This window comes from Pseudomonas sp. PS01300 (genome assembly GCF_029960155.1).
In the GTDB taxonomy this organism is placed as follows: Bacteria; Pseudomonadota; Gammaproteobacteria; order Pseudomonadales; family Pseudomonadaceae; genus Aquipseudomonas; species Aquipseudomonas palmensis.
On sequence record NZ_JASCPN010000039.1, the window covers coordinates 1 to 26068 of the forward strand.

Genomic DNA, 26068 nt, shown 5'->3' on the forward strand with positions numbered 1-26068 from the left:
GGCGGTTGATCATTCAGTTTCGCGTGTGAGCGCGAAGCTTCGCCGGCAAGGCCGGCTCCTACAGGGGCATGCAGTGCCTGTAGGAGCCAGCCTTGCCGGCGAAGGGCTCACCACTTACGCCGGGGTCAGGCACTCCGGCGCATTCAACTTCGGATCATTCACCAGGTTCGCCAGCACCCGCTCGCGCAAGGCGGCCTGCGGGCCAGCGAGCAATTCCTGCAACTTCACCAGCGGCGTCTGCGGGTCCAGCCACGCGGCCTGCCCTGCCGCATCCAGAATCAGCGGCCGGCGCTGGTTGACTGCGGCCTGGGTCACCACCGCCGTGCTCAGCCACACCTGGTCCTGCACCGGGTAGGCCTCCCACACGCCGGCAAAGAACAGCGAAGACCCCTCGCCCGGCGTCAGCCAGTAAGGCCGCTTGCGCGCGGTGCCGCGCCACTCGTAGAAGCCGTTGGCCGGCAGCAGGCAACGACGCAGGCGAAACGCTTCGCGAAACATCGGTTGCTCGGCCAGGGTCTCGGCGCGCGCCTGGGCCGGGGTGCGCGACAGGTCGGTCAGCCACGCCGGGGTCAGCCCCCAGCGCGCCCGCGCCAGCTCCAGCTGGCCTTCGCGCTGACGCTGGATCAGCACCGAGGCGCCGGGCGAGATGTTCCATTGCGCCTGCTGGTCAGGCGGGAACCCGGGCAGCGCGGCAAACGCCGAAGACCAGCGAAACAGGGCGTAACGTCCACACATGAGCAAAACCTAGCAAATCAGTATTCCCGGAAGGCTCTCCGGCTCGTCGCCAGGAAGCGGCTGGGCGCCATTGTACGCGGCGATCAGCTGGCGTGCGTATTCGGCCTGCGCATCGGGCACCGCCAGGCCCAGCAGCCCCTGCATCGGCAGCTCGCCCACGGCGCCCATCAGGTCGCGCCCACTCAGGTGCGCCTGGATCCCTTCGCTGCGCAGCATGCCGATCAGAAGCTCGGCCTCCAGCAGACTTTCCGGCTCGTAGATACGCTGCATCACTCGTCCTCGCGCTTGACGTCCAGCATCCACTCCTCGCCATGCACCTGCAGCACGAACACGATCGGCCGGCAACAGACCTGGCAGTCCTCGATATAGCTCTGGTCGCCACCGGACAGGTCAACGGTAGTTTCCACTTGCTCACCGCAGTAAGGACAATCATAGAAAGCAGATTCCACCATCGCAGTCTCCCAGGTGACTTGTGCGTATAATTGCCGGTCTATTTACAGGCCTTGCCGGTGTCTGAGCCGTTTTTCAGTCCGCAGCCCTACTATTACCCTAGCCGTTTCCAACAAGAGAGCATGATGGGCGAATTCGATGCCATCCGACCGTACAACGACGCCGAGGTGCCCGCCGTGCTGGCGCGCCTGCTCAGCGACCCGGCATTTCTGGATATCCTCACCCACTTTCGCTTCCCGCGCATGGCCGGGGCTTTCGGATGGCTGCTCAAGCCGCTGATCGCCCGGCGCCTGCGCAAGGAATTTGCCGGGGTCAGTTGCGTATCGACCCTGCAGGACAAGGTCGAATACTACGTCGACCACACCATCGACCGCGCCACCGACGGGGTGACCTACACCGGTGTCGAGCAGTTCAAGTCCGGCAGTGCCTACCTGTTCCTGGCCAACCACCGCGACATCGTGATGGACCCGGCCTTCGTCAACTATGCGGTGTACCACGCCGGCCTGCCGACCCCGCGCATCGCGATCGGCGACAACCTGCTGCAAAAGCCGTTCGTCAGCGACATGATGCGCCTGAACAAGAGCTTCATCGTGCACCGCTCGATCACCGGGCGGCGCGAAAAGCTGGCGGCCTATCAGCTGCTGTCGGCATACATCAACCACTCGATCCGCAACGACTGCGCCTCGATCTGGATCGCCCAGGCCGAGGGCCGCGCCAAGGATGGTGACGACCGCACCGATTCGGCGATCCTCAAGATGTTCCACATGAGCCGCAAGGACGAACCGTTCGGCGCAGTGATCCAGTCGCTGAACCTGAGCCCGGTGTCGATCAGCTATGAGTACGACCCGTGCGACCAGGCCAAGGCCCGCGAGCTGTACATCCGCGCCACCACCGGCACCTACAGCAAGGCGCCTGGCGAGGATGACGTGAGCATCGCCCAGGGCATCACCGGCTACAAAGGTCGCGTGCACATCAACTTCGCCCCGCCGGTGAGCGAGTACTTCGAAGACACCAAGCAACTGGCGGCGGAAATCGATCGGCAGATACTGGGTGGCTACCGGTTGTTCCCGGTGCATTACCTGGCGTATGCACAGTGGGCCGATGCCGACCCGCAGTTGCAGGTGCCCAGGGCCGCCGAGGTGTTCCCGGCCGATGAGCTGGCCCGAGCCCAGGCCGAGTGGCAGCGGCGCCTGGATGCCTGCCCGGTGGAACACCAGCCGTACCTGGTGCTGCAGTATGCGATGCCGGTGCGCAACCAGTACCGCGTCAAGGCGGGGTTGGCGCTCTAGAGCGCGTCGCCCGTATCGCGGGTCAAGCCCGCTCCCACAGGGATATCACTGGCTTTGAGTACAGTGCAGAACATGTGGGAGCGGGCTTGACCCGCGATGGCTTCACCTCAGATCCAGGTACTGAACCACGACAGCAGCAGCGCCATCGCCAGGCACGAAAACCCCAGGATGTAGTAGAACCGGTTCACCCGCAGGTTCATCCCCTCCACCATCACCTCATCACGCGCCAGCCCCGCCAGCGCCTGCGCGCCACGGCGCCGCGCCGCTTGCAACAGCAACCCGCCAGGGCAGGTAATCAACAAGGCCAGCACATTGATCAGCTTGGCCGGGTGGGCCGCCAGCAGCCCCCACATCACTTGCAACGACATCGCACAACCTCGATAAAAAACCAGACCTCGACACGCCGCGCATTCTACCCAAGCGCCAGCGGCTCTCTCGTACTTTGCGACCGATGACAATTAAATCCGGCCGTCACACGTTCGTCATCCCGACAAGCCACTCTATTGCCCTTCAACACTCAGGGAGCTTGTCATGCTGCACGCCGAAAACCAGGACCGCCTCTATCTGATCGCCCCCAGCGATGAACAACAGGCCTTGATCGACGGCCTGGCGTTCAACGTCCAGGACCGCCAGTGGCTGGTGTACTGCGCACTTGGCGGGCATGCCCACCATGACCTGCCGGAGGTCGACCAGGGCACCGGCATCAGCCTGCTGGACTTCTACGTCGAAGCCGCCTGAGCAGGTCACGCCCACTAAAAAGCCCGATGCCTGCAACGAGGCATCGGGCTTTTTCATTTGCCGTCAGCGGGTTTACTCGCCCAGTACCTGACCGACCGTCGGGTCCTTGAACAGGCGGGTCAGGGCGTCGCTGAGCACGTCACCCACCAGCTTGGTGTTGGTTTCCTGGTTGGGCGCCATGCCGAAGCGCTGGTCCAGCGAGGCGCCGTAGCGACCGCTGTAGCGGCGGTTGGCATTGGACACGTCGGCACGGAAGGTGGCGCCGATGGTGGCCTCGGTCACGTACAGGCCTTCCTTGGGCGACTGGTACTTCAGCTCGGCCAGGGTCACGGTCAGCTGCGGGGCGTTGTAGGCGTTCGCCGTGGGCGTGAAGCCCAGCAGACGCACCGCTGCCTCGGCCTGGGCCTGCAGCTTGGGCACGATGTCATTGCCGTTCACGGTGATGGCGCTGGTTTCCGGGTACAGCCCGCCGCGGGTACCCAGGGTTTGCGAAGGACGACCATCGACCACCTTGACCACCACCGGCTGGCCACGACCCACGGGCGCGAGCTGGGCAGTGAGTTTGGGTTGCGGGCTGAGTTGTTGCGGGCTGTGGGCACAACCGACCAGGGTCAGGCTGGTGACAGCGATCAAACCGAACAACAAACGTTGCAACATGCTCATCTCTCCAGGAATAGCAGCAAAGGTCGCCAGTATAACCACCCGGGATCACCCCAGCCATCGGGGCCAGCCACTGTCACAATCGTTTCATCATCGACCGCGTAGACTGCCCACCTGCGCCGGTGAACGCTCTGTTCAGCCGCCTGCCCCCTGCAGGCCAGCCCGCCACGGCGTGGCCGGCGAAGCAAAGCGCAACAAAAGTCGTTAATAAAGATCGTTTCTGCCCGCGACCTCGTTATAATCTCCCCCCGATTATAAGGACGTCTCCTGATCGGGCCTCGCAGCACCGCCAATGCCATTGCATCGGCATCCCCGAATCGCCCACAGAGAGCCGCCCACACAGGTCTTGCCAAGCTGGTGTGCCCGCGTTCCTTCGGCGCTCTGCTCTGCCTGAACCTGCCGGGTTTGCCATCGTGCACACCCTTTTTGAGGTTCACGACTCCAAAAGAGCGTGAAAAAACGGTTTTCACAACTTCACGAGAGTGTGGCGAGCAATGAACAGTCTGGCATGTGTAAAAGCAGCAACTGCGTCCCTGAAAGCCCCAAACAGCTGGCAACAGCACTCATCTGCGATGGGTGACTAAGGCCGGTCCATAGCGCACGATGGACACCTTGACCATAAGTCGAATTGCCGCACGGGCGGTAAAATGCGTTCATAGGCAACGCAAAGCCCGGTTGGTGGTGTCCGCGGAAGTTGAAAAACCTGCGAAGTAGCGGACATGGAAATCCCGGCCAAGCCTGGGAGCCATGCTGTCAATTTGGTGCTGAAGATTTTTGGAGACGCGTTAATGGCGCAGAACGAAGCAGTCGATGTAGTACTGGTAGGGGCCGGCATCATGAGTGCCACCCTGGCCGTACTGCTCAAGGAACTCGACCCGGCGATGAAGCTGGAAGTCGTCGAGTTGATGGATTCGGGTGCCGCGGAAAGTTCCAACCCGTGGAACAACGCCGGGACCGGCCATGCCGGGCTGTGTGAGCTGAACTACACGCCGCAGGCCGCCGACGGCAGCATCGACATCAAGAAAGCGGTGCACATCAATACCCAGTTCGAGGTATCCCGGCAGTTCTGGGCCTACCTGAGCAAAAAGGGCGCCTTCAAGAACCCGCGTGCCTTCATCAACCCGATCCCGCACCTGAGCTACGTCGAAGGTGACAAGGGCGTCGCGTTCCTGAAAAAGCGGTTTGAATCGCTCAAGCCTCACCACGCCTTCGCCGAGATGGAATACACCGAAGACAAGGCGCTGATGAACGAGTGGATGCCGCTGATGATGCCGGGCCGCCCCGCCGACCAGCACATCGCCGCCACCCGCGTGATGAAAGGCACCGACGTCAACTTCGGCGCCCTGACCAACAAGCTGCTCAAGCACCTGGCCGACACCCCCGAGTCGCAGGTCAAGTACAGCAAGAAGGTCACCGGCCTGCGCCGTAACGGCAGCGGCTGGACCGTCACCATCAAGGACGTCAACAGCGGCAGCAGCCGCGACGTCGATGCCCGCTTCGTGTTCCTCGGCGCCGGTGGCGCGGCCCTGCCGCTGCTGCAGCTGTCGGGCATCGAGGAGAGCAAGGGCTTCGGCGGTTTCCCGGTCAGCGGCCAGTGGCTGCGCTGCGACAACCCCGAGGTGGTCAAGCGCCACCAGGCCAAGGTCTACAGCCAGGCCGCCGTGGGTTCGCCGCCGATGTCGGTACCGCACCTGGATACCCGCGTCGTCGACGGCAAGACCTCGCTGCTGTTCGGCCCGTACGCCGGCTTCACCACCAAGTTCCTCAAGCACGGCTCGTTCCTCGACCTGCCGCTGTCGGTGCGCCTGGGCAATATCGGGCCGATGCTGGCCGTGGCCCGCGACAACTTCGACCTGACCAAGTACCTGGTCAGCGAGGTGATGCAGTCGATGGAACAGCGCCTGGAATCGCTGCGTCGCTTCTACCCTGAAGCCAAGGCCGAAGACTGGCGCCTGGAAGTGGCCGGGCAACGGGTGCAGATCATCAAGAAAGACCCGAAAAAAGGCGGCATCCTGCAGTTCGGTACCGAACTGGTGGCGGCCAAGGACGGCTCGCTGGCCGCCCTGCTGGGCGCCTCGCCGGGTGCTTCGGTCACCGTGTCGATCATGCTGGAACTGATCGAACGCTGCTTCCCCGAGCAGGCCAAGGGCGCCTGGGCGGCCAAGCTCAACGAGATCTTCCCGGCACGGGAGAAGGTCCTGGCGACCGACGCTGCGCTGTACCACAAGATCAGCGCACAGAACGACGAGGCCCTGGGCCTGGTCGAGAACCAGCCGACGCAAAGCTACGCGTAAGCGTGATGCATGAAAAAACGCCCCTCGGGGCGTTTTTTCATGGCTGCGATGTACTCACTTGCGGGCGCTGTCGATGATCTCGATGTACTCGGGCGCATTGCGCTGGTCGCCGACCACCTGGGCGAAAGTGTTGCCGTGCTCGTCCTTGCCGTCCACATCGTATCCGGCCTCGACGAAGAAGCCGACGAAACGTTCGAAGTCATCGATGCGCAGGCCGCGATAGGCCTTGATCAGTTTGTGGTGCGAGGGCGAGCTGGCATCGGCCGGTTCGAACTGGAGAAACGACTTGATGTAGTCGTCGCTGATCTCATCACCAATCACTTGCTTCTTGTCTTTACGCATTGCCGACTCCAACTGAACCATCACGGACATTTTTCACGGGCCGGCAGTTTACCCCCCGGCAGCGCTGTGGCTCAACGCGCGCGTAGGGTGCCGGTGTGCACATCGGCCCAGATATGACCGTTGGCATAGCTGAGGAACTGCACGTACAGGGTGTCGTTGCGCAGCAGGTCGAGAATCACCCGGTACTGGCTGGCGGGATAGTTGAGGGTCAGGGTGCGGCTCTTGGCGTCGAACGCCGGTTTGCGCAGGCTCTTGCCTTCGCCGTCGAAGCTGATCAGCACCTCGCTGATGGTGGCGCCCTTGTTCAGGGGCTTGCCCTTGAGGCGCATCAGCACCGGTGCCGTGACCGGTATCGGTTGCTGGTTGGACTGACGCTGGTTGCCGACCACCACCGAATACTGGGTCACCTGCAGCAGTTGCTGGGCTTCGGGGGTTTCCTGGCGCAGGGTAAGGTCGTCGGGCGGCAGGAACTGGCTGTGCAGCGGCGCGGCGGCCAGGGGCAGGCTGGTCAGCAGCAGGAGGGCGAGGATGGCGCGCATGGCAGGCTCCTTGGGGGCGGCCTGGCACTCTAGCATGAGAAATGTACGAGGCTGATGGCCTCTTGTGGGAGCGGGCCTGACCTGCGCTGCAGGCACCGCAAATAGCTGATACCGCATCGACCCTTTCGCGGGCCAAGTCAGCTCCCACCCGGTTTACATGCCCTTCACGGCATAGATACCCGCCGCATTGCGCCAGTAGCCCTTGTAGTCCATGCCGTAGCCGAACACATAGCGGTCAACGCAGCTCAAACCGCAGTAGTCGGCCTTCAGGTCAGGGCTGGCCTTGCGGTCGTGGTCCTTGTCCACCAGCACCGCGCTGTACACTGCCTTGGCACCGGCATGCTTGCAGAAGTCGATGATGGCGCTGAGGGTGTGCCCTTCGTCGAGGATGTCGTCGATGATCAGCACTTCGCGATCGATGAACGACACTTCGGGCTTGGCCTTCCAGAACAGGTCACCGCCGCTGGTCTGGTTGCGGTAGCGCGTGGCATGCAGGTAGGACGCCTCCAGCGGGAACTGCAAATGGGTCAGCAGCTTGCCGGAGAAGATCAGGCCACCGTTCATCACGCAGAACACCACCGGGTTGCGGTCGGCCAGGTCGGCGGTGATCTGCGCGCCCACACGGGCAATCGCCGCTTCGACTTCGGCTTCGCTGTGCAGGCAGTCTGCTTCACGCATGACTTGACGGATATGCTCGAGATCAGCGGACATGACGCTCTCCAGGGGGCTGCGGTTGAGAAAAGCGGGCAAAGGTACGCACCCTCACGCATCAGATCAAGCATTTATGGACTAACGTGCACAATGCCTATAGGACACCTGCGGCCGAATAGATTACTCTAGCGCGGTTTTTTTGCCCGCCCCCCGGAGCCTTTCCCTATGCCAACCCGTGAGATCCGCCATCCGCTGATCCGTCACAAGCTCGGCCTGATGCGCCGCGCCGATATCAGCACGAAGAATTTTCGCGAACTCGCCCAGGAAGTCGGCGCGCTCCTGACGTACGAGGCAACCAAGGATCTGCCGCTGGAAAGCTACGACATTCAAGGCTGGTGCGGCACCGTACAGGTCGAGAAGATCGCCGGCAAGAAGATCACCGTGGTGCCGATCCTGCGCGCCGGTATCGGCATGCTCGACGGCGTGCTCAGCCTGATCCCGGGCGCCAAGGTCAGCGCCGTGGGCGTTGCCCGCAACGAGGAAACCCTCGAAGCGCACACCTACCTGGAAAAACTGGTACCCGAGATCGACGAGCGCCTGGCCATGATCATCGACCCGATGCTGGCCACCGGCAGCTCCATGATCGCCACCATCGACCTGCTGAAGAAGGCCGGCTGCAAGGACATCCGCGCCATGGTGCTGGTGGCAGCGCCCGAAGGCATCGCGGCGGTCGAGGGTGCACACCCCGACGTGCACATCTACACCGCCTCGATCGATGAACGCCTGAACGAACACGGCTACATCATTCCCGGCCTGGGCGATGCAGGCGACAAGATCTTCGGCACCAAGCAGAAGGACACCTGAACATGCAGGACGAGTTCAACGACCCGCTCTGGCGCCAGGTCGTCTCCGGCGCGCAGATGCTCTTCGTGGCATTCGGCGCGCTGGTGCTGATGCCGCTGATTACCGGCCTCGACCCCAACGTTGCGCTGTTCACTGCGGGCCTGGGGACTCTGCTGTTCCAGGTGGTCACTGGCCGTCAGGTGCCGGTGTTCCTCGCCTCCAGTTTTGCCTTCATCACCCCCATCATTCTCGCCAAGGGCCAGTTCGGCCTGGCCGAGACCATGGGCGGGGTAATGGCGGCCGGGTTCGTCTACACCTTCCTGGGCCTGGCCGTGAAGATCAAGGGCACCGGCTTCATCGACCGCCTGCTGCCGCCGGTGGTGATCGGCCCGGTGATCATCTCGATCGGCCTGGCGATGGCGCCGATTGCCGCCAACATGGCCATGGGCAAGGCCGGTGACGGCGCCGAACTGCTGCCCTACAGCACCGCAATGATGATCTCGATGCCGGCGCTGCTCACCACCCTCATCGTGGCGGTGTTCGGCAAGGGCATCTTCCGCCTGGTGCCGATCATTGCCGGGGTGCTGGTGGGCTTTGGCCTGTCGTTCTACTTCGGTGTGGTCGACACCGCCAAGATCGCCGCCGCCCCCTGGCTGGCCCTGCCGCACTTCACCGCGCCGGCCTTCAACTGGCAGGCGATCCTGTTCATCGTACCGGTGGCCCTGGCCCCGGCGATCGAGCATATCGGCGGCGTGATTGCAGTGGGCAGCGTGACCGGTCGCGACTACCTGAAAAAGCCCGGCCTGCACCGTACCCTGCTGGGTGACGGCATCGCCACCACCACCGCCGGCCTGTTCGGCGGCCCGCCCAACACCACCTACGCCGAAGTGACCGGCGCGGTGATGCTGACCAAGAACTACAACCCCAAGATCATGACCTGGGCGGCCGTGTTCGCCATCAGCCTGGCCTTCGTCGGCAAGTTCGGCGCGTTGCTGCAGAGCATTCCGGTGCCGGTGATGGGCGGCATCCTGTGCCTGCTGTTCGGCTCGATTGCGGCAGTGGGCATGAACACCATGATCCGCCACAAGATCGACCTGAGCGAAGCGCGCAACCTGGTGATCGTCTCGGTGACCCTGGTGTTCGGGATTGGCGGTGTGCTGGTCGGCACCGGTACCGGCCCGGACGACTGGGGCCTGAAGGGTATCGCTTTGTGCGCCGTGGTGGCCATTGCGCTCAACCTGCTGCTGCCGGGCAATGACGGCTGGAAGAACAAGGTGCTGGATGACCATTTGCCTTGATCTGAAACGCTTCGCCGGCAAGGCCGGCTCCTACAGGGGTTCGCGCAAACCTGTAGGAGCCGGCCTTGCCGGCGAACGCTGCACTACCTAACCCGCCTGCTCACACAACTGCGTAAGCGCCTCCACCCACTGCGGGTGATCATTCAGGCACGGCACCAGCACCAGCTCTTGCCCGCCCGCCTCGACAAACTGCTCGCGCCCGCGATCGCCGATTTCTTCCAGCGTCTCGATGCAGTCGGCCACGAACGCCGGGCACATCACCAGCAGCTTCTTGACGCCTGCCTTGCCCAGCTCGTCCAGGCGCGCCTCGGTGTAGGGTTCGATCCACTTGGCCCGGCCCAGCCGCGACTGGAACGACACCGACCATTGGCCCTCGGCCAGGCCCATCTTCTGCGCGAACAACTGTGCCGAACGCAGGCACTGCGCGCGATAACACACCGCCAGCACCTCGGGCGAAGCGTTGCGGCAGCAGTCGGCATTCTGGAAACAATGCGAACCGGTAGGGTCGAGTTTCTTCAGGTGCCGCTCGGGCAAACCGTGAAAGCTCAGCAGCAGGTGATCGAAGCCCTGCTCCAGGTACGGCCTGGCACTGGCCACCAGCGCGTCGATGTACAGCGGCTGGTCATAGAACGGACGCAGCACCGGCATCTGCAATGCCAGCTTGTGCTCGGCCACCACGGCCTTGGCCTGCTCGATCACGGTGGTCACGGTGCTGTCGGCAAACTGCGGGTACAACGGCGCCAGGGTCACCTTGGTGACGCCCTGGCCGGCCAGACGCTGCAACACCGTGGACAGCGACGGCTCGCCATAGCGCATGGCGATTTCCACAGGCCCGTGGGCCCAGTGCGCGCCCATGGCCTGCTGCAGGCGCCGGGTCAGCACCACCAGCGGCGAGCCTTCCTCCCACCAGATGGAGGCATAGGCGTGGGCCGACTGCTCCGGACGCTTGATCAGGATCAGCGAGACCAGCAGGCGTCGCACCGGCCACGGCAGGTCGATCACATACGGGTCCATCAGAAACTGGTTGAGGTAACGACGCACGTCGGCGACGGAAGTGGAAGCCGGTGAACCCAGGTTGACCAGCAGCAGAGCATGATCGGTCATGCAACATCCTTTTCAGAGGCGCGCGGACAAGTCATCCAGCGCCGATTGCACATCGTTGTAACGGAACGTGAAGCCTGCCGCCAGCAAGCGCACCGGGCGCGCCCGCTGGCCACCCAGCAGCAATACCGACAGTTCGCCGAGCCCGGCGCGCAGCACCAGCGCCGGCAACGGCATGAACGCCGGGCGGTGCAGCGCGCGCCCCAGGCGTCGGGCAAATTCGCGGTTGCGCACCGGCTCCGGCGCACAGGCATTATAAGGACCGCTGGCATCCTCGCGCTGCAACAGAAAATCAATCAGGGCGATTTGGTCGTCCAGATGGACCCACGGCATCCACTGGCGACCACTGCCAATCGGCCCGCCCAGCCCGAGCTTGAACGGCAGGCGCAGGCGCGACAAAAAGCCGCCCTCGGCCGCCAGCACCAGCCCGGTACGCACCAGCACCACCCGCATGCCCAGGGCCTCGGCGCGCAGCGCGGTTTCTTCCCAGGCAATGCACAGCTGGCTGGCAAAGTCCTCCTTGACCGGCTGCGACAGCTCGGTCAGCTCGCGCTCACCACCATCGCCATACCACCCTACCGCCGACCCCGAGATCAGCACCGCAGGGCGCTGCTGCCGGCCTTGCAGCCAGGCAATCAACTGCTCGGTGAGGGTGATGCGGCTAGCCCATAGCAGCGCGCGTCGGTGCGACGTCCAGGGGCGATCGGCAATCGGCGCACCGGCCAGGTTGACCACGGCGTCCACCGGCTCGTCGCCCAGTTCGTCGAGCCGGGCAATGCCGCGCACCCCTGCCCCGCACACCTGAGCGACCTGCGCCGGACGCCGGCTCCACACCGTCAGGCGATAACCCCTGTCCAGCCAGAAGCGGCAAAGGTGTCTGCCGATCAGGCCCGTACCACCGGTCAGCAATATATGCATGGCTGTGTCCTCACATGGCGCGCGCTGGTCTATTTTTGAGTTCAAGGCACTTTTTTGACCGAACGCTCTCGGATAAACATAGGCCAACCTGCAACGTCGAGCGGAATCATCTTATACAAGCTGGAGATATTGTACAGGCTTGTCGGGCAGCGTAGGCTGTTTCCAAAAGGTTCGAAGAGGCCATCATGACTGTTCCTATCGCAATCATCGGTGCCGGCATCGCCGGCCTGTCCGCCGCCCAGGCCCTGCAGAAGGCCGGGCACACCGTGCACCTGTTCGACAAGGGCCACGGCAGTGGCGGACGCATGGCCAGCAAACGCAGCGAAGCCGGCGCCCTGGACCTGGGCGCGCAGTACTTCACGGCCCGCGACCGACGTTTCGTCGAACAGGTCCAGGCCTGGCAGGCCAAGGGCTGGGCGGCCGAATGGAAGCCGCAACTGTACAACTACCGCGAAGGTCAGCTGACCCCCTCGCCGGACGAGCAGATCCGCTGGGTGGGTGTACCGCGCATGAGCGCCATCACCCGCGGCCTGCTCAAGGATGTCACCGTCAACTTCAATTGCCGCATTGCCGAGGTGTTCCGCGGCAAACAGTACTGGCACCTGCAGGACACCGAGGGCGGCAGCCACGGGCCGTTCAGTCGCGTCATCATTGCGGTGCCGGCGCCCCAGGCCACGCAGTTGCTCAGCGCCACCACCAAGCTGGCCGGCATGGCCGCCAGCGTGCAGATGGAGCCCACCTGGGCCATTGCGCTGGGCTTCGATACGCCCCTGGACACCCCCATGCAGGGCTGCTTCGTGCAGGGCTGCGACCTCGACTGGCTGGCGCGCAACCGCAGCAAGCCCGGGCGTGACGAAAAACTCGACACCTGGGTTCTGCACGCCACGGCCAGCTGGAGCAAGCAACACATCGACCTGTCGCGCGAGGCCGTGATCGAGCACCTGCTGGGCAACTTCGCCGAACTGGTGGGCTGCGCCGTGCCGGCCCCCACCTTCACCCTGGCCCATCGCTGGTTGTATGCCCGCCCGAGCAGCAGCCATGAATGGGGCGCCCTGGCCGATGCCGACCTGGGCCTGTACGCCTGCGGCGACTGGTGCATGTCGGGGCGCGTCGAGGGCGCATGGCTCAGCGGCCAGGAAGCGGCGCGGCGCCTGCTCGAACACCTGGAATGACCCCTGCACCGGCTGAAGCTGTACAGAACATTTGACTTGTACAACGCGTTATCTATGATGAGCGAAGCTGTACATAATTTTGTTTCTGTACAAATTTCAGTCGAGAGCGACCATGGCGGCCACCAGACCAAAGATTGCCATCAGTGCATGCCTGACCGGCGAAGAGGTCCGCTACAACGGCGGGCACAAGGCCTCGCGCCTGTGCAATGAAGTGCTGGCCGAGCACTTCGACTTCATCGGCATCTGCCCCGAGGTTGCCATCGGCCTGGGCACACCTCGCCAGGCCATCCGTCTGACCGGTGACCCGGCCAACCCCAAGGCCGTGGGCAGCCGCGATGCCAGCCTGGACGTCAGCCAGGCACTGGATGCCTACGGCGCAGAAATGGCCGGGCAACTGACCGACATCTGCGGCTACATCTTCATGCAGAAATCGCCATCCTGCGGCCTGGAACGGGTCAAGGTGTACCAGGCCAACGGCTACCCGGCCACCGAAGGCGGTCGCGGCCTGTATGCCGCACGGTTCTGCGCCCAGCGCCCCGACCTGCCGGTCGAAGAGGATGGCCGGCTGTGCGATCCGGTACTGCGGGAAAACTTCATCACCCGCGTGTATGCCTACGCCGACTGGCAGCAATTGCTGGCAGGCGGGCTCAGTCGTCATGCCCTCATCGCCTTCCACTCGCGCTACAAGTACCAGTTGATGGCGCACAACCCCCAGCAGTACAAGGTGCTGGGCAAGTTGCTGGGCAGCATGCAGCGCCAGGACGACCCCACCCAGATCGGCCCACGGTATTTCAGCCAGCTGATGAGCGCCCTGAGCCGCTGCGCCAGTCGCGGCACCCACGGCAACGTGCTGATGCACCTGAGCGGCTACCTGCGCCGGTTTCTCGACCCCCGCGACAAACAGGAAATCCGCGCCCTGATCGAGCAGTACCAGGCCGGCATCGTCCCGCTGGTGGTGCCGCTGACCCTGCTCAAGCACCACCTGCGCCGCCACCCCGATCCCTACCTCATGCAGCAGGTCTATCTGCAACCGCACCCGGAAAACCTGAGCCTGCGCAATGCCATCTGAAGACGACCTGCTGCCCATTCGTGAAGTCACCCGCCTGACCGGGGTCAACCCCGTGACCCTGCGCGCGTGGGAGCGTCGCTACGGGCTGATCGTGCCGCAGCGCACCGGCAAGGGTCACCGGCTCTACAGCGCCGCACACGTGCAGCGCATCCAGCAGATTCTGCAATGGCTCAACCGCGGAATCGCGGTGGGCCAGGTCAAGCCGCTGCTCGACACCTCCCCAGCAGTGCAACCCGCACCCGGCAACGACGACTGGCACACCCTGCGCCTGCAACTGGTCGACTGCATCGCGCAACTGGCCGAACGCCGACTCGACCAGCTGTTCAACCAGGCCATGGCCCTCTACCCCGCCGCCACCCTGTGCGAGCAACTGTTGCTGCCGTTGCTGCAAGAACTCGACACCCGCTGGCACGGGCACTTTGCCGCCCGCATGGAGCAGGTGTTCTTCCATACCTGGCTGCGCAGCAAACTTGGCGTGCGGGTGTATCACAACAACCGTCAGCTGAACGCCGCGCCCGCCCTGCTGGTCAACGCCTCGGCCCTTCCATTCGACCCGCAGCTGTGGCTGTGCGCCTGGCTGCTCAGTGATGCCGGCTGCGCGGTCGAGGTATTCGACTGGACGCTGCCACCTCGAGAGCTGGCGTTTGCCGTGCAGCAGCTCAAACCCTGTGCGTTGGTGATGTGCCTGAACGCGGCGCTCGATCCGCGTGAACTGCAGCGCAGCCTCAATGCGATCGATCTGCCGACCCTGCTGCTGGGCAGCATGGCCGCGCTCTACAAGGAGCATGCCGAGGCGGCGGGCCTGCAGGCAGGCAACGTGCATCTGCCGTCCTCTGTGGTGGCGCTGCCCGCCCTGTTGCTGGGCCTGCTGGCCACCTGACGTCTCCCCCACATTCACAGGATTTCGTATGCAACTGATCTGGCTGCGCAACGACTTGCGCGTTCACGACAACACTGCGCTGGCCGCTGCCTGCTCGCGCGGGCCCACCCTGGCGGTGTGGCTGGTAAGCCCCGGGCAGTGGCTCGCCCACGACGACGCCCCGTGCAAGGTGGACTTCTGGCTGCGCAACCTGCACAGCCTGCGCCAGTCACTGGACGCCCTGAACATTCCCCTGCTGATTGTGCATGCCGACCAGTGGGCCGATGCGCCTCGGGTGCTGCTCGCGCTGTGCAGGCAACATGCGGTCAGTGCCGTGCACCTGAACGAGGAATACGGGGTACACGAACAACGTCGCGATCAGGCCGTGCAGCAGGCATTGCGCCAGGCCGACATCCAGGTGCACAGCTACCTGGACCAGTTGCTGTTCAAGCCCGGCAGCATCCTGACCCGCAGCGGCGGTTACTTCCAGGTGTTCAGCCAGTTTCGCAAGGTGTGCTACGAACGGCTTCACCTGGGGCTTCCCTCACGGGTAGCGGCGCCGGCAGCCCAGGCCCGGCTGGCCATTGCCAGCGACACCGTCCCCACCCAGGTGGCCGGCTTCGAGACGCCGCCCGACGCGTTGCGCACGCTGTGGCCGGCAGGCGAGGATGAAGCCGCACGCCGCCTGGCGCGCTTTGTCGACGAGGCCATCGAGGATTATCCGGTACAGCGCGACCTTCCTGCCGTACCTGGCACCAGCCAGCTGTCGGCCTACCTCGCCGCCGGGGTGATCTCCCCCCGCCAGTGCCTGCATGCCGCCCTGGCCTGCAACTTCGGCGAATTCGACAGCGGGAATGCCGGCGCCATCACCTGGATCAACGAACTGCTGTGGCGCGAGTTCTACAAGCACATTCTGGTGGGCTACCCGCAGGTTTCCCGCCACCGTGCCTTCAGGTCACATACCGAAGCCCTGCCCTGGCGCAACGCGCCACAGGACCTGCTGGCCTGGCAACAGGGCTGCACCGGCATCCCTATCGTGGATGCGGCCATGCGCCAGTTGCTCGCCACAGGCTGGATGCACAATCGCCTGCGCATGGTCACGGCCATGTTTCTGACCAAGAACCTGCTGATCGACTGGCGTGAAGGCGAACGCTTCTTCATGCGCCACCTGATCGACGGCGACCTGGCCGCCAACAACGGCGGCTGGCAGTGGAGCGCCTCGACCGGTACCGACGCCGTGCCCTACTTTCGGATCTTCAATCCGGTGAGCCAGTCGCAACGCTTCGACCCTGCAGGGCGATTTCTGAAGCACTGGCTGCCTGAACGCGGCAAACTGGACCACAAGGCCGTCCATTTACCCAATGTCCAGAACGATTTGTTTGCAATAGATGTCTATCCTCATGCAATTGTAGACTTAAGTTCTAGTCGCCAACGCGCACTGGATGCGTTCAAACACTTACCTAAACGCAACGATTGAGGAAAGGATCTTGAGCAGTGATCGACCTCGGCGCATCTGGATTACCGGTGCCAGCAACGGACTTGGGCATGCCTTGGCAGAGGCGCTGCTTGAACAGGGCTGCAAGGTGGCGCTCAATGTTCGCAATCGCGACGATGCACACCCCCTTGAGACCGACTATCCCGGTAGGGTCCTTGTACTTGCCGGCGACCTGCACCAGTTGCCGCAGGCCAGGCGCGCCTGCGCCACCCTGACCGAACAATGGCAGGCCATCGACGGCCTGATCGTCAACGCCGGCACCTGCGACTACCTGCCGTTGCCGATTACCCAGACACTGCTGCAGGACGTGGTGCGAAGCAACCTGGCCGCCGCCTCGCACTGCCTCGATGGCGCGCTCCCCCTTCTGGACAAGGGGCGCGCCCCGCAGGTGGTGGGGATTCTCAGTGCGTACTCTGCCCTGCAGCTGGGCGAGCCCGGCCAGCCGCGGCGCCCTGCCAACAGCATCGCGTCACTGTTCGAAGACGCCCGCCCCCTGCTGGTCGCACACGGCATCGACCTGACCATCGTGGCCCCTCAGACACCTGCACAGGCCATGAACACAGCCACTGCCATCCCGGATGAGTGGGACGCCAGTTCGGCTGCCAGCGCCATCCTGCAACGCCTGGGCGAACGTCCGCAGCAGTTGACCCTGCAGGCGCTGGCGGTCAATGAGCTGTGGCCGCTGCCAAAATGAAAAAAGGCCCTGACGCAAGTCAGGGCCTTTTTCGAGGTGCAGGGTACCGGCCGACCGTCAGAGCGGCATGCGGTAGTGCAGCGAATAGCTTTCCACGCCATCGTTGGGGCTTTGCAGGCCCGCGTTCGAATAGTGGATGGCGCGCACGCCTACCTCGTGTCCGCCCGCGAAGCGCAAGCCGAACCCGATGCGGTCTTCGAACTGGAACGACGAGCCGAGCTTGTTGGTTTCAAGCTTGGTGCTGGAGAAGGCCGCTACACCGATACCCGCCTCGATGTAGGGTTTGACCGACTCACCGGCGAACTCGTAGACGAACACGGGCGCGAACGAGAGGCTGTGGTTGCTGGAAGTCTTGTCGCCGTCCCAGTAGGTGTAGGCACCGTCCCAGTAGCCGGTCACGCGGCCGACGCTGGTCTGCCACCAGCTGGCGTCCCAGTTGGACTGCAGCCCAAGGCGATAGACCATGGTCGAGTCACCGGTCTGCCCTACGGAAAACGAGGCGTCAGCGGCGTTTGCGGTGAAAGAGTGCCCCAGGGTAACGGCTGCAATCGCAGCCAAGCAAAGCAGTTTCTTCATGAGAAACGTCCCTTTTCCTAAATGCTGTTGTGGTTTTGTGTCTCATCAGACGATTGAATAGAAATCGGCAGTAGTACGATAGTTCAGGAAAAAAATGCATTTTTCACAGTTTTTTTACAAGTCGAAGCTTCGCACACTGTCAGATTTATTCCACAACATCGGCAGAATCTTTACCAAATGTGCCGGACTGCCGCTGGTCCAGAACTGCGCAGGCTGCGCCGGGCCGTGGGCCAGCAGGTCCCGTTCACCCAGCAAACGCTGGAGTTGCCGGGCCACGGCAGCGCCGGTATCGATGATGGCCACGGCCGGCGGCACCATGTGCGCCAGCAGCGGTTTCAGGAAGGGGTAATGGGTGCAGCCCAGGATCAGGGTGTCGCAGCCGGCGGCCAGCAGCGGCTCGACATAGCCCTGCAGCAACTGGCGCAGTGCGGGGCTGTCCAGGTCGCCCGCCTCGATCAGTTCCACCAGCCCCGGACACGGCTGGGTAACTACACGAACGTCGCTGGCAAAGCGATCCAGCAACGCGGCGAACTTGGCGCTCTGCAGGGTGCCGGTGGTTGCCAGCACCCCTACCACGCCACTGCGGGTGGCCGCTGCCGCCGGCTTTACCGCCGGCTCCATGCCCACCAGCGGCCAGTGCGGGTAGCGCTCGCGCAGATCGGCCACCGCCGCCACGGTGGCGGTGTTGCAGGCCAGCACCATGGCCTTGGCGCCCTGTTGCTGAAAGAACTCCGCTACCAGGCGGCAGCGCTGGCGGATGAACTCGGGCGACTTCTCGCCATAGGGAATATGCCCGCAGTCCGCCACATACAGCAGCGACTCGTCGGGCAGCAGGCGGCTGATTTCCGCCAGCACCGACAGCCCGCCCACGCCCGAATCGAACACCCCGACAGGCGCTTCACGCATGGCCGGCGCCACACACGCTGCAGGCCGGGTCGCGCTTGACCCGCAGCTCGCGAAACCGCGTTCCCAGGGCATCGACAAGCAGCAGGCGACCCACCAGCGGCTCGCCAAACCCGGCCAGCAGCTTCAAGGCCTCCAGCGCCTGCAGGCTGCCCACCAGGCCTACCAGCGGGCCGAGCACACCGGCTTCGCTGCAGGTCAGCTCGGCTTCGCTGCCATGCCCGTACAGGCAGTGGTAGCAGGGGCTGAGCGGGTTGCGCGGATCGAACACCGACAGCTGGCCTTCCAGGCGAATGGCCGCACCGCTGACCAGCGGCTTGCCGGCCGCGACGCAGGCAGCGTTCACCGCCTCGCGGGTGGCAAAGTTGTCACAGCAGTCCAGTACCAGGTCGACCGCCCCCACCGCCTGGGCCAGGGAGTCTTCATCCAGGGCCTGGCGATGGGCAACCAGGGCGACCTGCGGGTTGATCGCCTGCAGCCGGGCCATGGCCGAATCGACCTTGCTCAGGCCCACGGCGGCCGTGTCGTGCATCACCTGGCGTTGCAGGTTGGTCAGGTCGACCGTGTCGAAGTCGGCCAGGTGCAGCTCGCCGACACCGGCCGCCGCCAGGTACAGCGCCACCGGCGAACCCAGGCCGCCCAGGCCGACGATCAGTGCCCGGCTGCCCTTGAGGCGCAACTGCCCGTCGATATCCACCTGGGCCAACAGGATCTGCCGGCTGTAGCGCAACAGCTCCTCGTCGTTCAGCATGCCAGGCGCCCGAGGCTGATGCGCTCGTGGCCGCCAAGGTCGGTGCGGCTCTGGATCTGCTCGAACCCGTGTCGCGCCAGCAGTTCGCGCACCGCTGCAGCCTGGTCATAGCCATGTTCCAGCAGCAGCCAGCCGCCGGGCAGCAGGTGCTGCGGGGCCTGTGTGATGATCTGGCGCAGGTCGTCGAGCCCGTCGCTGCCGGCCACCAGCGCACTGCTGGGCTCGAAGCGCACGTCGCCAGCCGCCAGGTGCGGGTCCTGCTCGGCGATGTAGGGCGGATTGCTGACGATCAGCGCAAAGCGCTGCCCTGGCAGGGCGTCGAACCAGTGGCTGGCAAGCACCTTGGCGTTGTCCAGCTGCAAACGCTGGCGGTTGCGCTCGGCCAGGGCCACGGCTTCTGGCACCCGGTCGACGGCCGTCACCTGCCAGCCGCCGCGCTCGCTGGCCAGGGCCAGGGCGATGGCGCCGCTGCCGGTGCCCAGGTCGAGCACCTGCAATGGCGTTGCCGGTAGCAGCTCAAGGGCGACCTCCACCAGCAGCTCGGTGTCCGGCCGCGGGATCAGCGTGTGCGGGGCCACTTCCAGGTCAAGCTTCCAGAAGCCCTGCTGGCCGAGGATATAGGCCACCGGCTCGCCTTGGCTGCGCCGCTGCAGGTAGGTGGCGAAGGTCGCGGCCGCTTCGCTGCTGACGATGCGCTCGGGCCAGGTGTGCAGGTAGCTGCGCGATTTGCCGATGGCCGCAGCCAGCAGCAGCTCGATATCCAGGCGCGCGGTGGGCGAGTCGGGTAGCTGCGCCCCGCGCAGCAGGCTGGCAATGATGGTCATTTACTCACCCAGTGCGGCCAGTTGATCGGCCTGGTATTCGGACAGCAGCGGCTCGATGATCGCATCGACGCCGCCCGCCAGTACTTCATCCAGCGAGTACAGGGTCAGGTTGATGCGGTGATCGGTCACCCGGCCCTGTGGATAGTTGTAGGTACGGATACGCTCGGAGCGGTCACCCGAGCCCACCAGCAGCTTGCGCTCGCTGGCGATCGCGTTCTGCGCGGCACTGGTCTGCATGTCGTTGAGCCTGGCCGACAGCCAGGACATCGCACGGGCGCGGTTCTTGTGCTGCGAGCGCTCTTCCTGGCATTCGACCACGATGCCGGTGGGCAAGTGGGTGATGCGGATGGCCGAGTCGGTCTTGTTCACGTGCTGGCCGCCCGCGCCGGAGGAGCGGTAGGTGTCCACCCGCAGGTCGGCCGGGTTGATCTCGATGGCCACCTGCTCGTCGGGCTCGGGCAGCACCGCCACGGTGCACGCGGAGGTGTGGATGCGGCCCTGGGACTCGGTTTCCGGCACCCGCTGCACGCGGTGTGCGCCAGACTCGAACTTGAGCTTGCCGTACACGCTGTCGCCCTCGACGCGGGCGATGATTTCCTTGTAGCCGCCGTGCTCGCCCTCGTTCTCGGAGAGGATTTCCAGGCGCCAGCCGCGACGCTCGGCATAACGCGAGTACATGCGAAACAGATCGCCGGAGAAGATCGCCGCCTCGTCGCCACCTGTGCCGGCACGGATCTCGAGGAACACGTTGCGCCCGTCGTTGGGGTCCTTGGGCAGCAGCATACGTTGCAGTTGCCCTTCGATAGCGGCCAGTTGCTCCTTGGCCTCGCGTACTTCCTCGACCGCCATTTCGCGCAGGTCCGGGTCGCTGTCCTTGAGCAAGGCCTGGGCGCCCTCCAGGTCAGCCTGCACCTTGCGCCACTGCGCGTAGGTCTGTGCCACGGGCTCGACCTCGGCATATTCGCGCGAGTAGGCACGGAAGCGCGTCTGGTCCGAAATCACTTCGGCATCACCCAGCAGGGCGGTCAATTCCTCGAAACGGTCCTGGAGCGTGTCCAGTTTATTCAGCAGCGACGCTTTCATTGCGGGGTTTTATCCGTGGAGCCCTCGTTGAGGGCAAAGAGTTCCTGGGCCATGGCCAGCGCATCGAGGCGGCCTTCGGCAGACAGCTTTTTCAGTTGCACGCTCGGCGCGTGCAGCAACTTGTTGGTCAGGCCGCGGGCCAGCTGCGCCAGCACCTCTTCGGCGTTGCTGCCGTTGGCCAGCAGGCGCTGGGCCTTTTGCAGCTCTTCGTCGCGCAGGCGCTCGCTCTGCTGGCGGTAGGCCTTGAGCACATCCACCGCAGCCAGCTCGCGCAGGCGCAGCATGAAGTCCTCGGCGCCCACGGTGACCAGCTCTTCGGCGGCCTGGGCGGCGCCCTGGCGGCTCTTGAGGTTTTCGGCCACCACATCATGCAGGTCGTCGACGGTGTACAGGTACACGTCGTCCAGCTCGCCCACCTGCGCCTCGATGTCGCGGGGCACGGCGATGTCGACCATGAAGATCGGCTTGTGACGGCGCTGCTTGAGCGCACTCTCGACCGCGCCCTTGCCCAGGATCGGCAACTGGCTGGCAGTGGAACTGATCACGATATCGCTGTTGACCAGCTCCTGCGGGATGTCCGACAGCAGCACCGCATGGGCACCGAACTGCTCGGCCAGGGTGCTGGCGCGCTCCAGCGTGCGGTTGGCCACCACGATGCGGCGCACGCCCTGCTCGTGCAGGTGTCGCGCCACCAGCGTGATGGTTTCGCCGGCACCGATCAGCAGGGCCTGGCTGCGGCCCAGGTCGCTGAAGATCTGCTTGGCCAGGCTCACGGCGGCAAATGCCACCGACACCGGGTTTTCACCGATGGCGGTATCGGTACGCACCTGCTTGGCGGCGCTGAAGGTCGCCTGGAACAGGCGCCCCAGCAGCGGGCCGATGGTGCCGGCCTCGCGCGCCACGGCATAGGCCGATTTCATCTGGCCGAGGATCTGCGGCTCGCCCAGCACCAGCGAGTCGAGCCCGGAGGCCACCCGCATCATGTGCCGCACGGCGCCATCATCTTCATGGATATAGGCGCAGGCGCGCAGTTCATCCAGGCTCAGCTTGTGATAATCGGCCAGCCAGCGCAGTACGCTGTCCGCCGCCAGGTGATCCTGTTCGATGTACAGTTCGCTGCGATTGCAGGTCGAAAGGATCGCAGCTTCGCGGCTAGCGGTCAGTCGACACAGCTGCTGCAAGGCTTCGACCAGCTGCTCGGGCGTAAACGCCACGCGCTCGCGTACGTCTACCGAGGCAGTCTTATGGTTGATACCGAGGGCAAGAAAGGCCATTCAAGGTCGCTGATTGTGACGAGAAGCCGATAATTGTCCTACTTCGCCGGATAGAGAACAACCACCGCTCGTTATTGTCTCTTATAGTCTGTATCCAAAAGCCCCATCGACGATGGGTTTGCCATGATCCTTGTGTCATGATGATCCGACCGCAGGTAAGCCGCCCAAATCCTCCCTATGAATAGATCTTCCGCGTTATTCCTCGCCTTTGCCTTGCTCCAGGGTTGCCAGACGCTGACCCCGGGCGCCCGGGACGCCACGGCGCCTGCCGACGATGCGGCCACGGTCGCCGAGGCCAAGAAGCCCACGGTGTACGGCTCGTTCACCCAGGACACGGTGTACAGCCTGTTGACCGCCGAGCTCGCCGGGCAGCGCAACCGCTTCGATATCGCCCTGGACAACTACGTCACCCAGGCGATCAAGACCCAGGACGCGGGCATTTCCGAGCGGGCATTTCGCATTGCCGAGTACCTGGGCGCCGATCAGGCCGCCCTCGATACCGCACTGATATGGGCCAGGAACGACCCCGAGAACCTCGACGCACAACGCGCCGCCGCCATCCAGCTGGCGCGCAGTGGACGCTATGACGATTCGATGGTGTTCATGGAGAAGGTGCTGCAGGGTCAGGGCGACACGCATTTCGACTTTCTCGCGCTGTCGGCGGCCGAAACCGACCAGGACACCCGCGACGGCCTGCAGAAAAGTTTCGACCGCCTGCTGGTAAAGTACCCCGACAACAGCCAGCTGGTGTTCGGCAAGGCCCTGCTGCTGCAGCAGGACGGCAAGTCCGAGGCCGCCCTGGCGCTGCTCGAAGCCCACCCGCCGGCCGACGGTGAAATTGCCCCGATCCTGTTGCGTGCGCGCCTGCTGCAATCGCTCGACCGTGGCCCCGAAGCCCTGCCGCTGCTGCGCAAGGCCATCGCCCGCAACCCCGACGACAAGCGCCTGCGCCTGACCTACGCACGCACCCTGGTGGAGCAGGACCGCATCGACGACGCCAAGGTCGAGTTCGCCAACCTGCTGCAGCAATACCCCGAAGACGACGAACTGCGCTATTCGCTGGCGCTCGTGAGCATCGAGGCCAAGGCGCTCGACGAAGCCACCAGCTACCTGCAGGAACTGATCGAGCGCGACAGCCACGTGGATGCGGCGCACCTGAACCTGGGGCGCATCTTCGAAGAGCGCAACGATTCCGAAGCGGCCCTGACCGAGTACGCCCTGGTCGGCCCTGGCAACGACTACCTGCCCGCGCAACTGCGCCAGGCCGACATCCTGATTGCCAACGGGCGCACCGACGAGGCCAGCCGGCGCCTTGCCGAAGCCCGCGAGGCGCAGCCGGACTACGCGATCCAGCTGTACCTGATCGAGGCCGAAACCCTTGGCAACAATGACAAGGACGCCCAGGCCATGCAGGTGTTGCAGGCAGCGATCCGGCAGTACCCGGACGACCTGAGCCTGCTGTACAGCCGTGCCATGCTCGCCGAGAAGCGCGACGACCTGGCCCAGATGGAAAGGGACCTGCGCAGCATCCTGCAACGCGAACCGGAAAACGCCATGGCGCTCAATGCGCTGGGCTACACCCTGGCCGACCGTACCACCCGCTATGCCGAAGCCAAGGGCCTGATCGAGAAAGCCCTGCAGATCAACCCCGAAGACCCGGCCGTGCTCGACAGCCTGGGCTGGGTCAACTACCGCATGGGCAACCTGGACGAGGCCGAGCGCCTGCTGCGCCAGGCCCTGGAGCGCTTCCCCGACCACGAGGTCGCGGCGCACCTGGGCGAAGTGCTGTGGGCCAACGGCAAGCGTCGTGAAGCCCGCCAGGTTTGGGCCAAGGCCTTCGAAGGCCAGCCCGACAGCCCTATTCTGCGCAAGACCGTCTTGCGCCTGACCGGATCCGAGACTCTATAAGCTTATGTTACTGCGCCATTTCATCACCTTCAGCCTGATCGCCGTGCTTGCCGGCTGTTCCAGCTTCGGCTCCCGCGAGGCCGTGCAGGGCCAGGGCAACGCGCAACTGTGGCGTGAACACAAACAGCAGTTGAGTACCCTCGACGGCTGGCAGATCAACGGCAAGGTGGGCATCCGCGCACCGAAAGACTCCGGCAGTGGCACCCTCTTCTGGCTGCAACGCCAGGACTACTACGACATTCGCCTGTCCGGCCCGCTGGGTCGCGGCGCCGCACGGCTTACCGGCCGTCCGGGCCAGGTGGTGCTGGAAGTGGCCAACCAGGGCCGTTTCGAGGCACAAAGCCCGGAAAGCCTGCTGGCCGAGCAACTGGGCTGGGAACTGCCGGTATCGCACCTGGTGTGGTGGGTACGCGGCCTGCCCGCCCCCGACAGCAAGAGCCAGCTGACCCTGGACGGCGACAGCCGCCTGGCCAGCCTCAAGCAGGACGGCTGGAGCGTCGAGTACCTGAGCTACACCGAACAGAACGGCTACTGGCTGCCCGAGCGCCTCAAGCTGCACGGTCAGGACCTCGACGTGACCGTGGTGGTCAAGGAATGGCAACCGCGCCAGCTGGGGCATTGATGATGAGCCGATTGACCCTGCCGGCCCCGGCCAAGCTCAACCTGATGCTGCACATTCTCGGCCGCCGCGACGACGGCTACCACGAGCTGCAGACGCTGTTCCAGTTTCTGGACCATGCCGACGAACTGAGTTTCGACCTGCGCGACGACGGCCAGGTCATCCTGCACAGCGACATCAAGGATGTGCCCCACGAGAGCAACCTGATCGTGCGCGCGGCGCGCAAGCTGCAGCAACTGACCGGCTGCCCCCTGGGCGTGGACATCTACCTGAAGAAGGTACTGCCCATGGGCGGCGGCATCGGCGGTGGCAGTTCGGATGCCGCCACCACCCTGCTCGGTCTCAACCACCTCTGGCAGCTTGGCTGCAGCGAAGACCAGCTGGCCGAGCTGGGCCTGACACTGGGCGCCGACGTGCCGGTTTTCGTGCGCGGGCACGCGGCGTTTGCCGAAGGCGTGGGCGAGAAGCTCACCCCCGTCGACCCCGAGGAACCCTGGTACGTCGTGCTGGTACCGCAAGTATTTGTAAGTACAGCAGAAATTTTTTCGCATCCGTTGTTGACACGTAATTCACCGCCCATTAAGATGCGCCCCGTTCCCAAGGGAAACAGTCGTAATGACTGCCAACCGGTAGTAGAGCAGAGTTACCCGGAAGTACGTAACTCACTGAATTTACTAGGTAAATTCACGGATGCTAGGCTAACCGGAACTGGAAGTTGTGTGTTTGGGGCCTTCCCAAGCAAAGCTGAAGCTGATAAAGTTTTGGCCCTTCTTACAGAGACCCAAACAGGGTTTGTGGCTAAAGGAAGCAACATCTCAATGTTGCATCGCACGCTGCAAGGTCTGCTCTAGGAATCGAGTATCAGGTACTCGCAGCAACAGATACAGGGGCGTCGCCAAGCGGTAAGGCAGCAGGTTTTGATCCTGCCATGCGTTGGTTCGAATCCAGCCGCCCCTGCCATTTTCCTATACTCATCCAGGTAT

Annotated in this window: 29 protein-coding genes and 1 tRNA gene; 14 read left to right on the top strand and 16 right to left on the bottom strand. The window is 64.2% G+C overall.

Features of this window, described 5'->3' with window-relative positions:
* Positions 1–114 precede the first annotated feature (114 nt).
* From QMX96_RS18055 to QMX96_RS18065, 3 genes are read right to left on the bottom strand one after another with little or no spacing between them, the layout of a single operon-like run.
* Complete coding sequence (locus QMX96_RS18055) at positions 115–735, bottom strand: SOS response-associated peptidase (protein ID WP_043864354.1); 621 nt, start codon at positions 733–735, stop codon at positions 115–117.
* Between the two features lie 9 nt (positions 736–744).
* Positions 745–1005, bottom strand: coding sequence for a DUF2007 domain-containing protein (locus QMX96_RS18060; RefSeq protein ID WP_043864353.1), 261 nt, complete (start codon positions 1003–1005; stop codon positions 745–747).
* Positions 1005–1187: a CPXCG motif-containing cysteine-rich protein gene (locus QMX96_RS18065; RefSeq protein WP_054916232.1), complete on the bottom strand. Its 183-nt coding sequence runs from the start codon at positions 1185–1187 to the stop codon at positions 1005–1007. Before QMX96_RS18065 ends, QMX96_RS18060 begins: the two co-directional genes overlap by 1 nt.
* 123 nt (positions 1188–1310) lie before the next feature.
* On the opposite strand from QMX96_RS18065, the gene QMX96_RS18070 reads away from it, so the two are divergent.
* Positions 1311–2474 (top strand): 1-acyl-sn-glycerol-3-phosphate acyltransferase, encoded by a 1164-nt coding sequence (locus QMX96_RS18070; protein ID WP_043864351.1) that lies wholly within the window; start codon positions 1311–1313, stop codon positions 2472–2474.
* Positions 2475–2581: 107 nt separating this feature from the next.
* Here QMX96_RS18070 and QMX96_RS18075 read toward each other — a convergent pair whose 3' ends face one another.
* Positions 2582–2842 carry a hypothetical protein gene (locus tag QMX96_RS18075; protein WP_054916233.1) on the bottom strand — a complete coding sequence of 87 codons (261 nt, stop codon included), beginning with the start codon at positions 2840–2842 and terminating at the stop codon, positions 2582–2584.
* A gap of 163 nt (positions 2843–3005) precedes the next feature.
* Here QMX96_RS18075 and QMX96_RS18080 point away from each other — a divergent pair, with 163 nt between their 5' ends.
* A complete protein-coding gene (locus QMX96_RS18080; RefSeq protein ID WP_043864349.1) occupies positions 3006–3212 on the top strand; it encodes a hypothetical protein in 207 nt (68 codons plus the stop codon).
* Positions 3213–3284: 72 nt separating this feature from the next.
* Here QMX96_RS18080 and QMX96_RS18085 read toward each other — a convergent pair whose 3' ends face one another.
* A complete protein-coding gene (locus QMX96_RS18085; protein ID WP_043864348.1) occupies positions 3285–3869 on the bottom strand; it encodes a YajG family lipoprotein in 585 nt (194 codons plus the stop codon).
* Positions 3870–4660: 791 nt separating this feature from the next.
* Between QMX96_RS18085 and mqo the strand changes: the two genes are divergently transcribed.
* Positions 4661–6166, top strand: a complete 1506-nt coding sequence (gene mqo / locus QMX96_RS18090) for a malate dehydrogenase (quinone) (protein WP_043864347.1) — start codon at positions 4661–4663, stop codon at positions 6164–6166.
* A 54-nt stretch (positions 6167–6220) separates the two neighbouring features.
* Here the strand turns inward: mqo and QMX96_RS18095 are convergent, their stop codons facing one another.
* The 3 genes from QMX96_RS18095 to QMX96_RS18105 form a co-directional block, all read right to left on the bottom strand.
* Complete coding sequence (locus QMX96_RS18095) at positions 6221–6508, bottom strand: PA4642 family protein (RefSeq protein ID WP_282362165.1); 288 nt, start codon at positions 6506–6508, stop codon at positions 6221–6223.
* 71 nt (positions 6509–6579) lie between these two features.
* Positions 6580–7047: a hypothetical protein gene (locus QMX96_RS18100; RefSeq protein ID WP_054916235.1), complete on the bottom strand. Its 468-nt coding sequence runs from the start codon at positions 7045–7047 to the stop codon at positions 6580–6582.
* A gap of 153 nt (positions 7048–7200) precedes the next feature.
* The gene (locus QMX96_RS18105; protein ID WP_043864344.1) at positions 7201–7758 is read right to left on the bottom strand and encodes a hypoxanthine-guanine phosphoribosyltransferase; all 558 of its coding nucleotides are present in this window, start codon (positions 7756–7758) and stop codon (positions 7201–7203) included.
* 165 nt (positions 7759–7923) lie between these two features.
* Here QMX96_RS18105 and upp point away from each other — a divergent pair, with 165 nt between their 5' ends.
* Together upp and QMX96_RS18115 are read left to right on the top strand one after the other, a co-directional pair.
* Positions 7924–8562, top strand: coding sequence for a uracil phosphoribosyltransferase (gene upp, locus QMX96_RS18110; RefSeq protein ID WP_054916236.1), 639 nt, complete (start codon positions 7924–7926; stop codon positions 8560–8562).
* 2 nt (positions 8563–8564) lie between these two features.
* Positions 8565–9839 carry a uracil-xanthine permease family protein gene (locus tag QMX96_RS18115; RefSeq protein WP_043864342.1) on the top strand — a complete coding sequence of 425 codons (1275 nt, stop codon included), beginning with the start codon at positions 8565–8567 and terminating at the stop codon, positions 9837–9839.
* A gap of 87 nt (positions 9840–9926) precedes the next feature.
* Here the strand turns inward: QMX96_RS18115 and hemH are convergent, their stop codons facing one another.
* Positions 9927–10943: a ferrochelatase gene (gene hemH / locus QMX96_RS18120; RefSeq protein ID WP_043864341.1), complete on the bottom strand. Its 1017-nt coding sequence runs from the start codon at positions 10941–10943 to the stop codon at positions 9927–9929.
* Positions 10944–10955: 12 nt separating this feature from the next.
* Entirely contained in the window at positions 10956–11858 is a 903-nt protein-coding gene (locus QMX96_RS18125) for a TIGR01777 family oxidoreductase (protein WP_116052806.1), read from the bottom strand.
* A gap of 185 nt (positions 11859–12043) precedes the next feature.
* Here QMX96_RS18125 and QMX96_RS18130 point away from each other — a divergent pair, with 185 nt between their 5' ends.
* The 5 genes from QMX96_RS18130 to QMX96_RS18150 all read left to right on the top strand — a co-directional run bounded on the left by QMX96_RS18130 (position 12044) and on the right by QMX96_RS18150 (position 17147).
* The gene (locus tag QMX96_RS18130; RefSeq protein WP_043864339.1) at positions 12044–13030 is read left to right on the top strand and encodes an NAD(P)/FAD-dependent oxidoreductase; all 987 of its coding nucleotides are present in this window, start codon (positions 12044–12046) and stop codon (positions 13028–13030) included.
* A 112-nt stretch (positions 13031–13142) separates the two neighbouring features.
* A complete protein-coding gene (locus QMX96_RS18135) occupies positions 13143–14099 on the top strand; it encodes a DUF523 and DUF1722 domain-containing protein (RefSeq protein ID WP_282362166.1) in 957 nt (318 codons plus the stop codon).
* A complete protein-coding gene (locus QMX96_RS18140) occupies positions 14089–14979 on the top strand; it encodes a MerR family transcriptional regulator (RefSeq protein WP_282362167.1) in 891 nt (296 codons plus the stop codon). The genes QMX96_RS18135 and QMX96_RS18140 overlap by 11 nt, the downstream gene beginning before the upstream one ends.
* Before the next feature lie 28 nt (positions 14980–15007).
* Entirely contained in the window at positions 15008–16435 is a 1428-nt protein-coding gene (gene phrB / locus QMX96_RS18145; RefSeq protein WP_282362168.1) for a deoxyribodipyrimidine photo-lyase, read from the top strand.
* A gap of 10 nt (positions 16436–16445) precedes the next feature.
* Positions 16446–17147 (top strand): SDR family NAD(P)-dependent oxidoreductase, encoded by a 702-nt coding sequence (locus QMX96_RS18150; protein ID WP_282362170.1) that lies wholly within the window; start codon positions 16446–16448, stop codon positions 17145–17147.
* Between the two features lie 57 nt (positions 17148–17204).
* Here QMX96_RS18150 and QMX96_RS18155 read toward each other — a convergent pair whose 3' ends face one another.
* The 6 genes from QMX96_RS18155 to hemA form a co-directional block, all read right to left on the bottom strand.
* Complete coding sequence (locus QMX96_RS18155) at positions 17205–17723, bottom strand: acyloxyacyl hydrolase (protein ID WP_043864335.1); 519 nt, start codon at positions 17721–17723, stop codon at positions 17205–17207.
* Positions 17724–17837: 114 nt separating this feature from the next.
* A complete protein-coding gene (gene murI, locus QMX96_RS18160; RefSeq protein ID WP_043864474.1) occupies positions 17838–18629 on the bottom strand; it encodes a glutamate racemase in 792 nt (263 codons plus the stop codon).
* Complete coding sequence (locus tag QMX96_RS18165) at positions 18622–19377, bottom strand: molybdopterin-synthase adenylyltransferase MoeB (protein ID WP_078481516.1); 756 nt, start codon at positions 19375–19377, stop codon at positions 18622–18624. Before QMX96_RS18165 ends, murI begins: the two co-directional genes overlap by 8 nt.
* Entirely contained in the window at positions 19371–20201 is an 831-nt protein-coding gene (gene prmC, locus QMX96_RS18170) for a peptide chain release factor N(5)-glutamine methyltransferase (protein ID WP_275730432.1), read from the bottom strand. The genes QMX96_RS18165 and prmC overlap by 7 nt, the downstream gene beginning before the upstream one ends.
* Positions 20202–21284, bottom strand: coding sequence for a peptide chain release factor 1 (gene prfA, locus QMX96_RS18175; RefSeq protein ID WP_054916244.1), 1083 nt, complete (start codon positions 21282–21284; stop codon positions 20202–20204). It lies immediately after the preceding gene.
* Complete coding sequence (gene hemA, locus QMX96_RS18180; protein WP_043864331.1) at positions 21281–22558, bottom strand: glutamyl-tRNA reductase; 1278 nt, start codon at positions 22556–22558, stop codon at positions 21281–21283. The genes prfA and hemA overlap by 4 nt, the downstream gene beginning before the upstream one ends.
* Positions 22559–22735: 177 nt before the next feature.
* Between hemA and QMX96_RS18185 the strand changes: the two genes are divergently transcribed.
* The 4 genes from QMX96_RS18185 (at position 22736) to QMX96_RS18200 (ending at position 26045) form a co-directional block, all read left to right on the top strand.
* The gene (locus QMX96_RS18185) at positions 22736–24466 is read left to right on the top strand and encodes a tetratricopeptide repeat protein (protein ID WP_054916245.1); all 1731 of its coding nucleotides are present in this window, start codon (positions 22736–22738) and stop codon (positions 24464–24466) included.
* A gap of 4 nt (positions 24467–24470) precedes the next feature.
* Positions 24471–25088: a lipoprotein insertase outer membrane protein LolB gene (lolB, locus tag QMX96_RS18190; protein ID WP_043864329.1), complete on the top strand. Its 618-nt coding sequence runs from the start codon at positions 24471–24473 to the stop codon at positions 25086–25088.
* Positions 25088–25936: a 4-(cytidine 5'-diphospho)-2-C-methyl-D-erythritol kinase gene (gene ispE, locus QMX96_RS18195; RefSeq protein ID WP_282362187.1), complete on the top strand. Its 849-nt coding sequence runs from the start codon at positions 25088–25090 to the stop codon at positions 25934–25936. The genes lolB and ispE overlap by 1 nt, the downstream gene beginning before the upstream one ends.
* A 34-nt stretch (positions 25937–25970) precedes the next feature.
* Positions 25971–26045: transfer RNA gene (locus QMX96_RS18200), tRNA-Gln, on the top strand.
* Positions 26046–26068 lie beyond the last annotated feature (23 nt).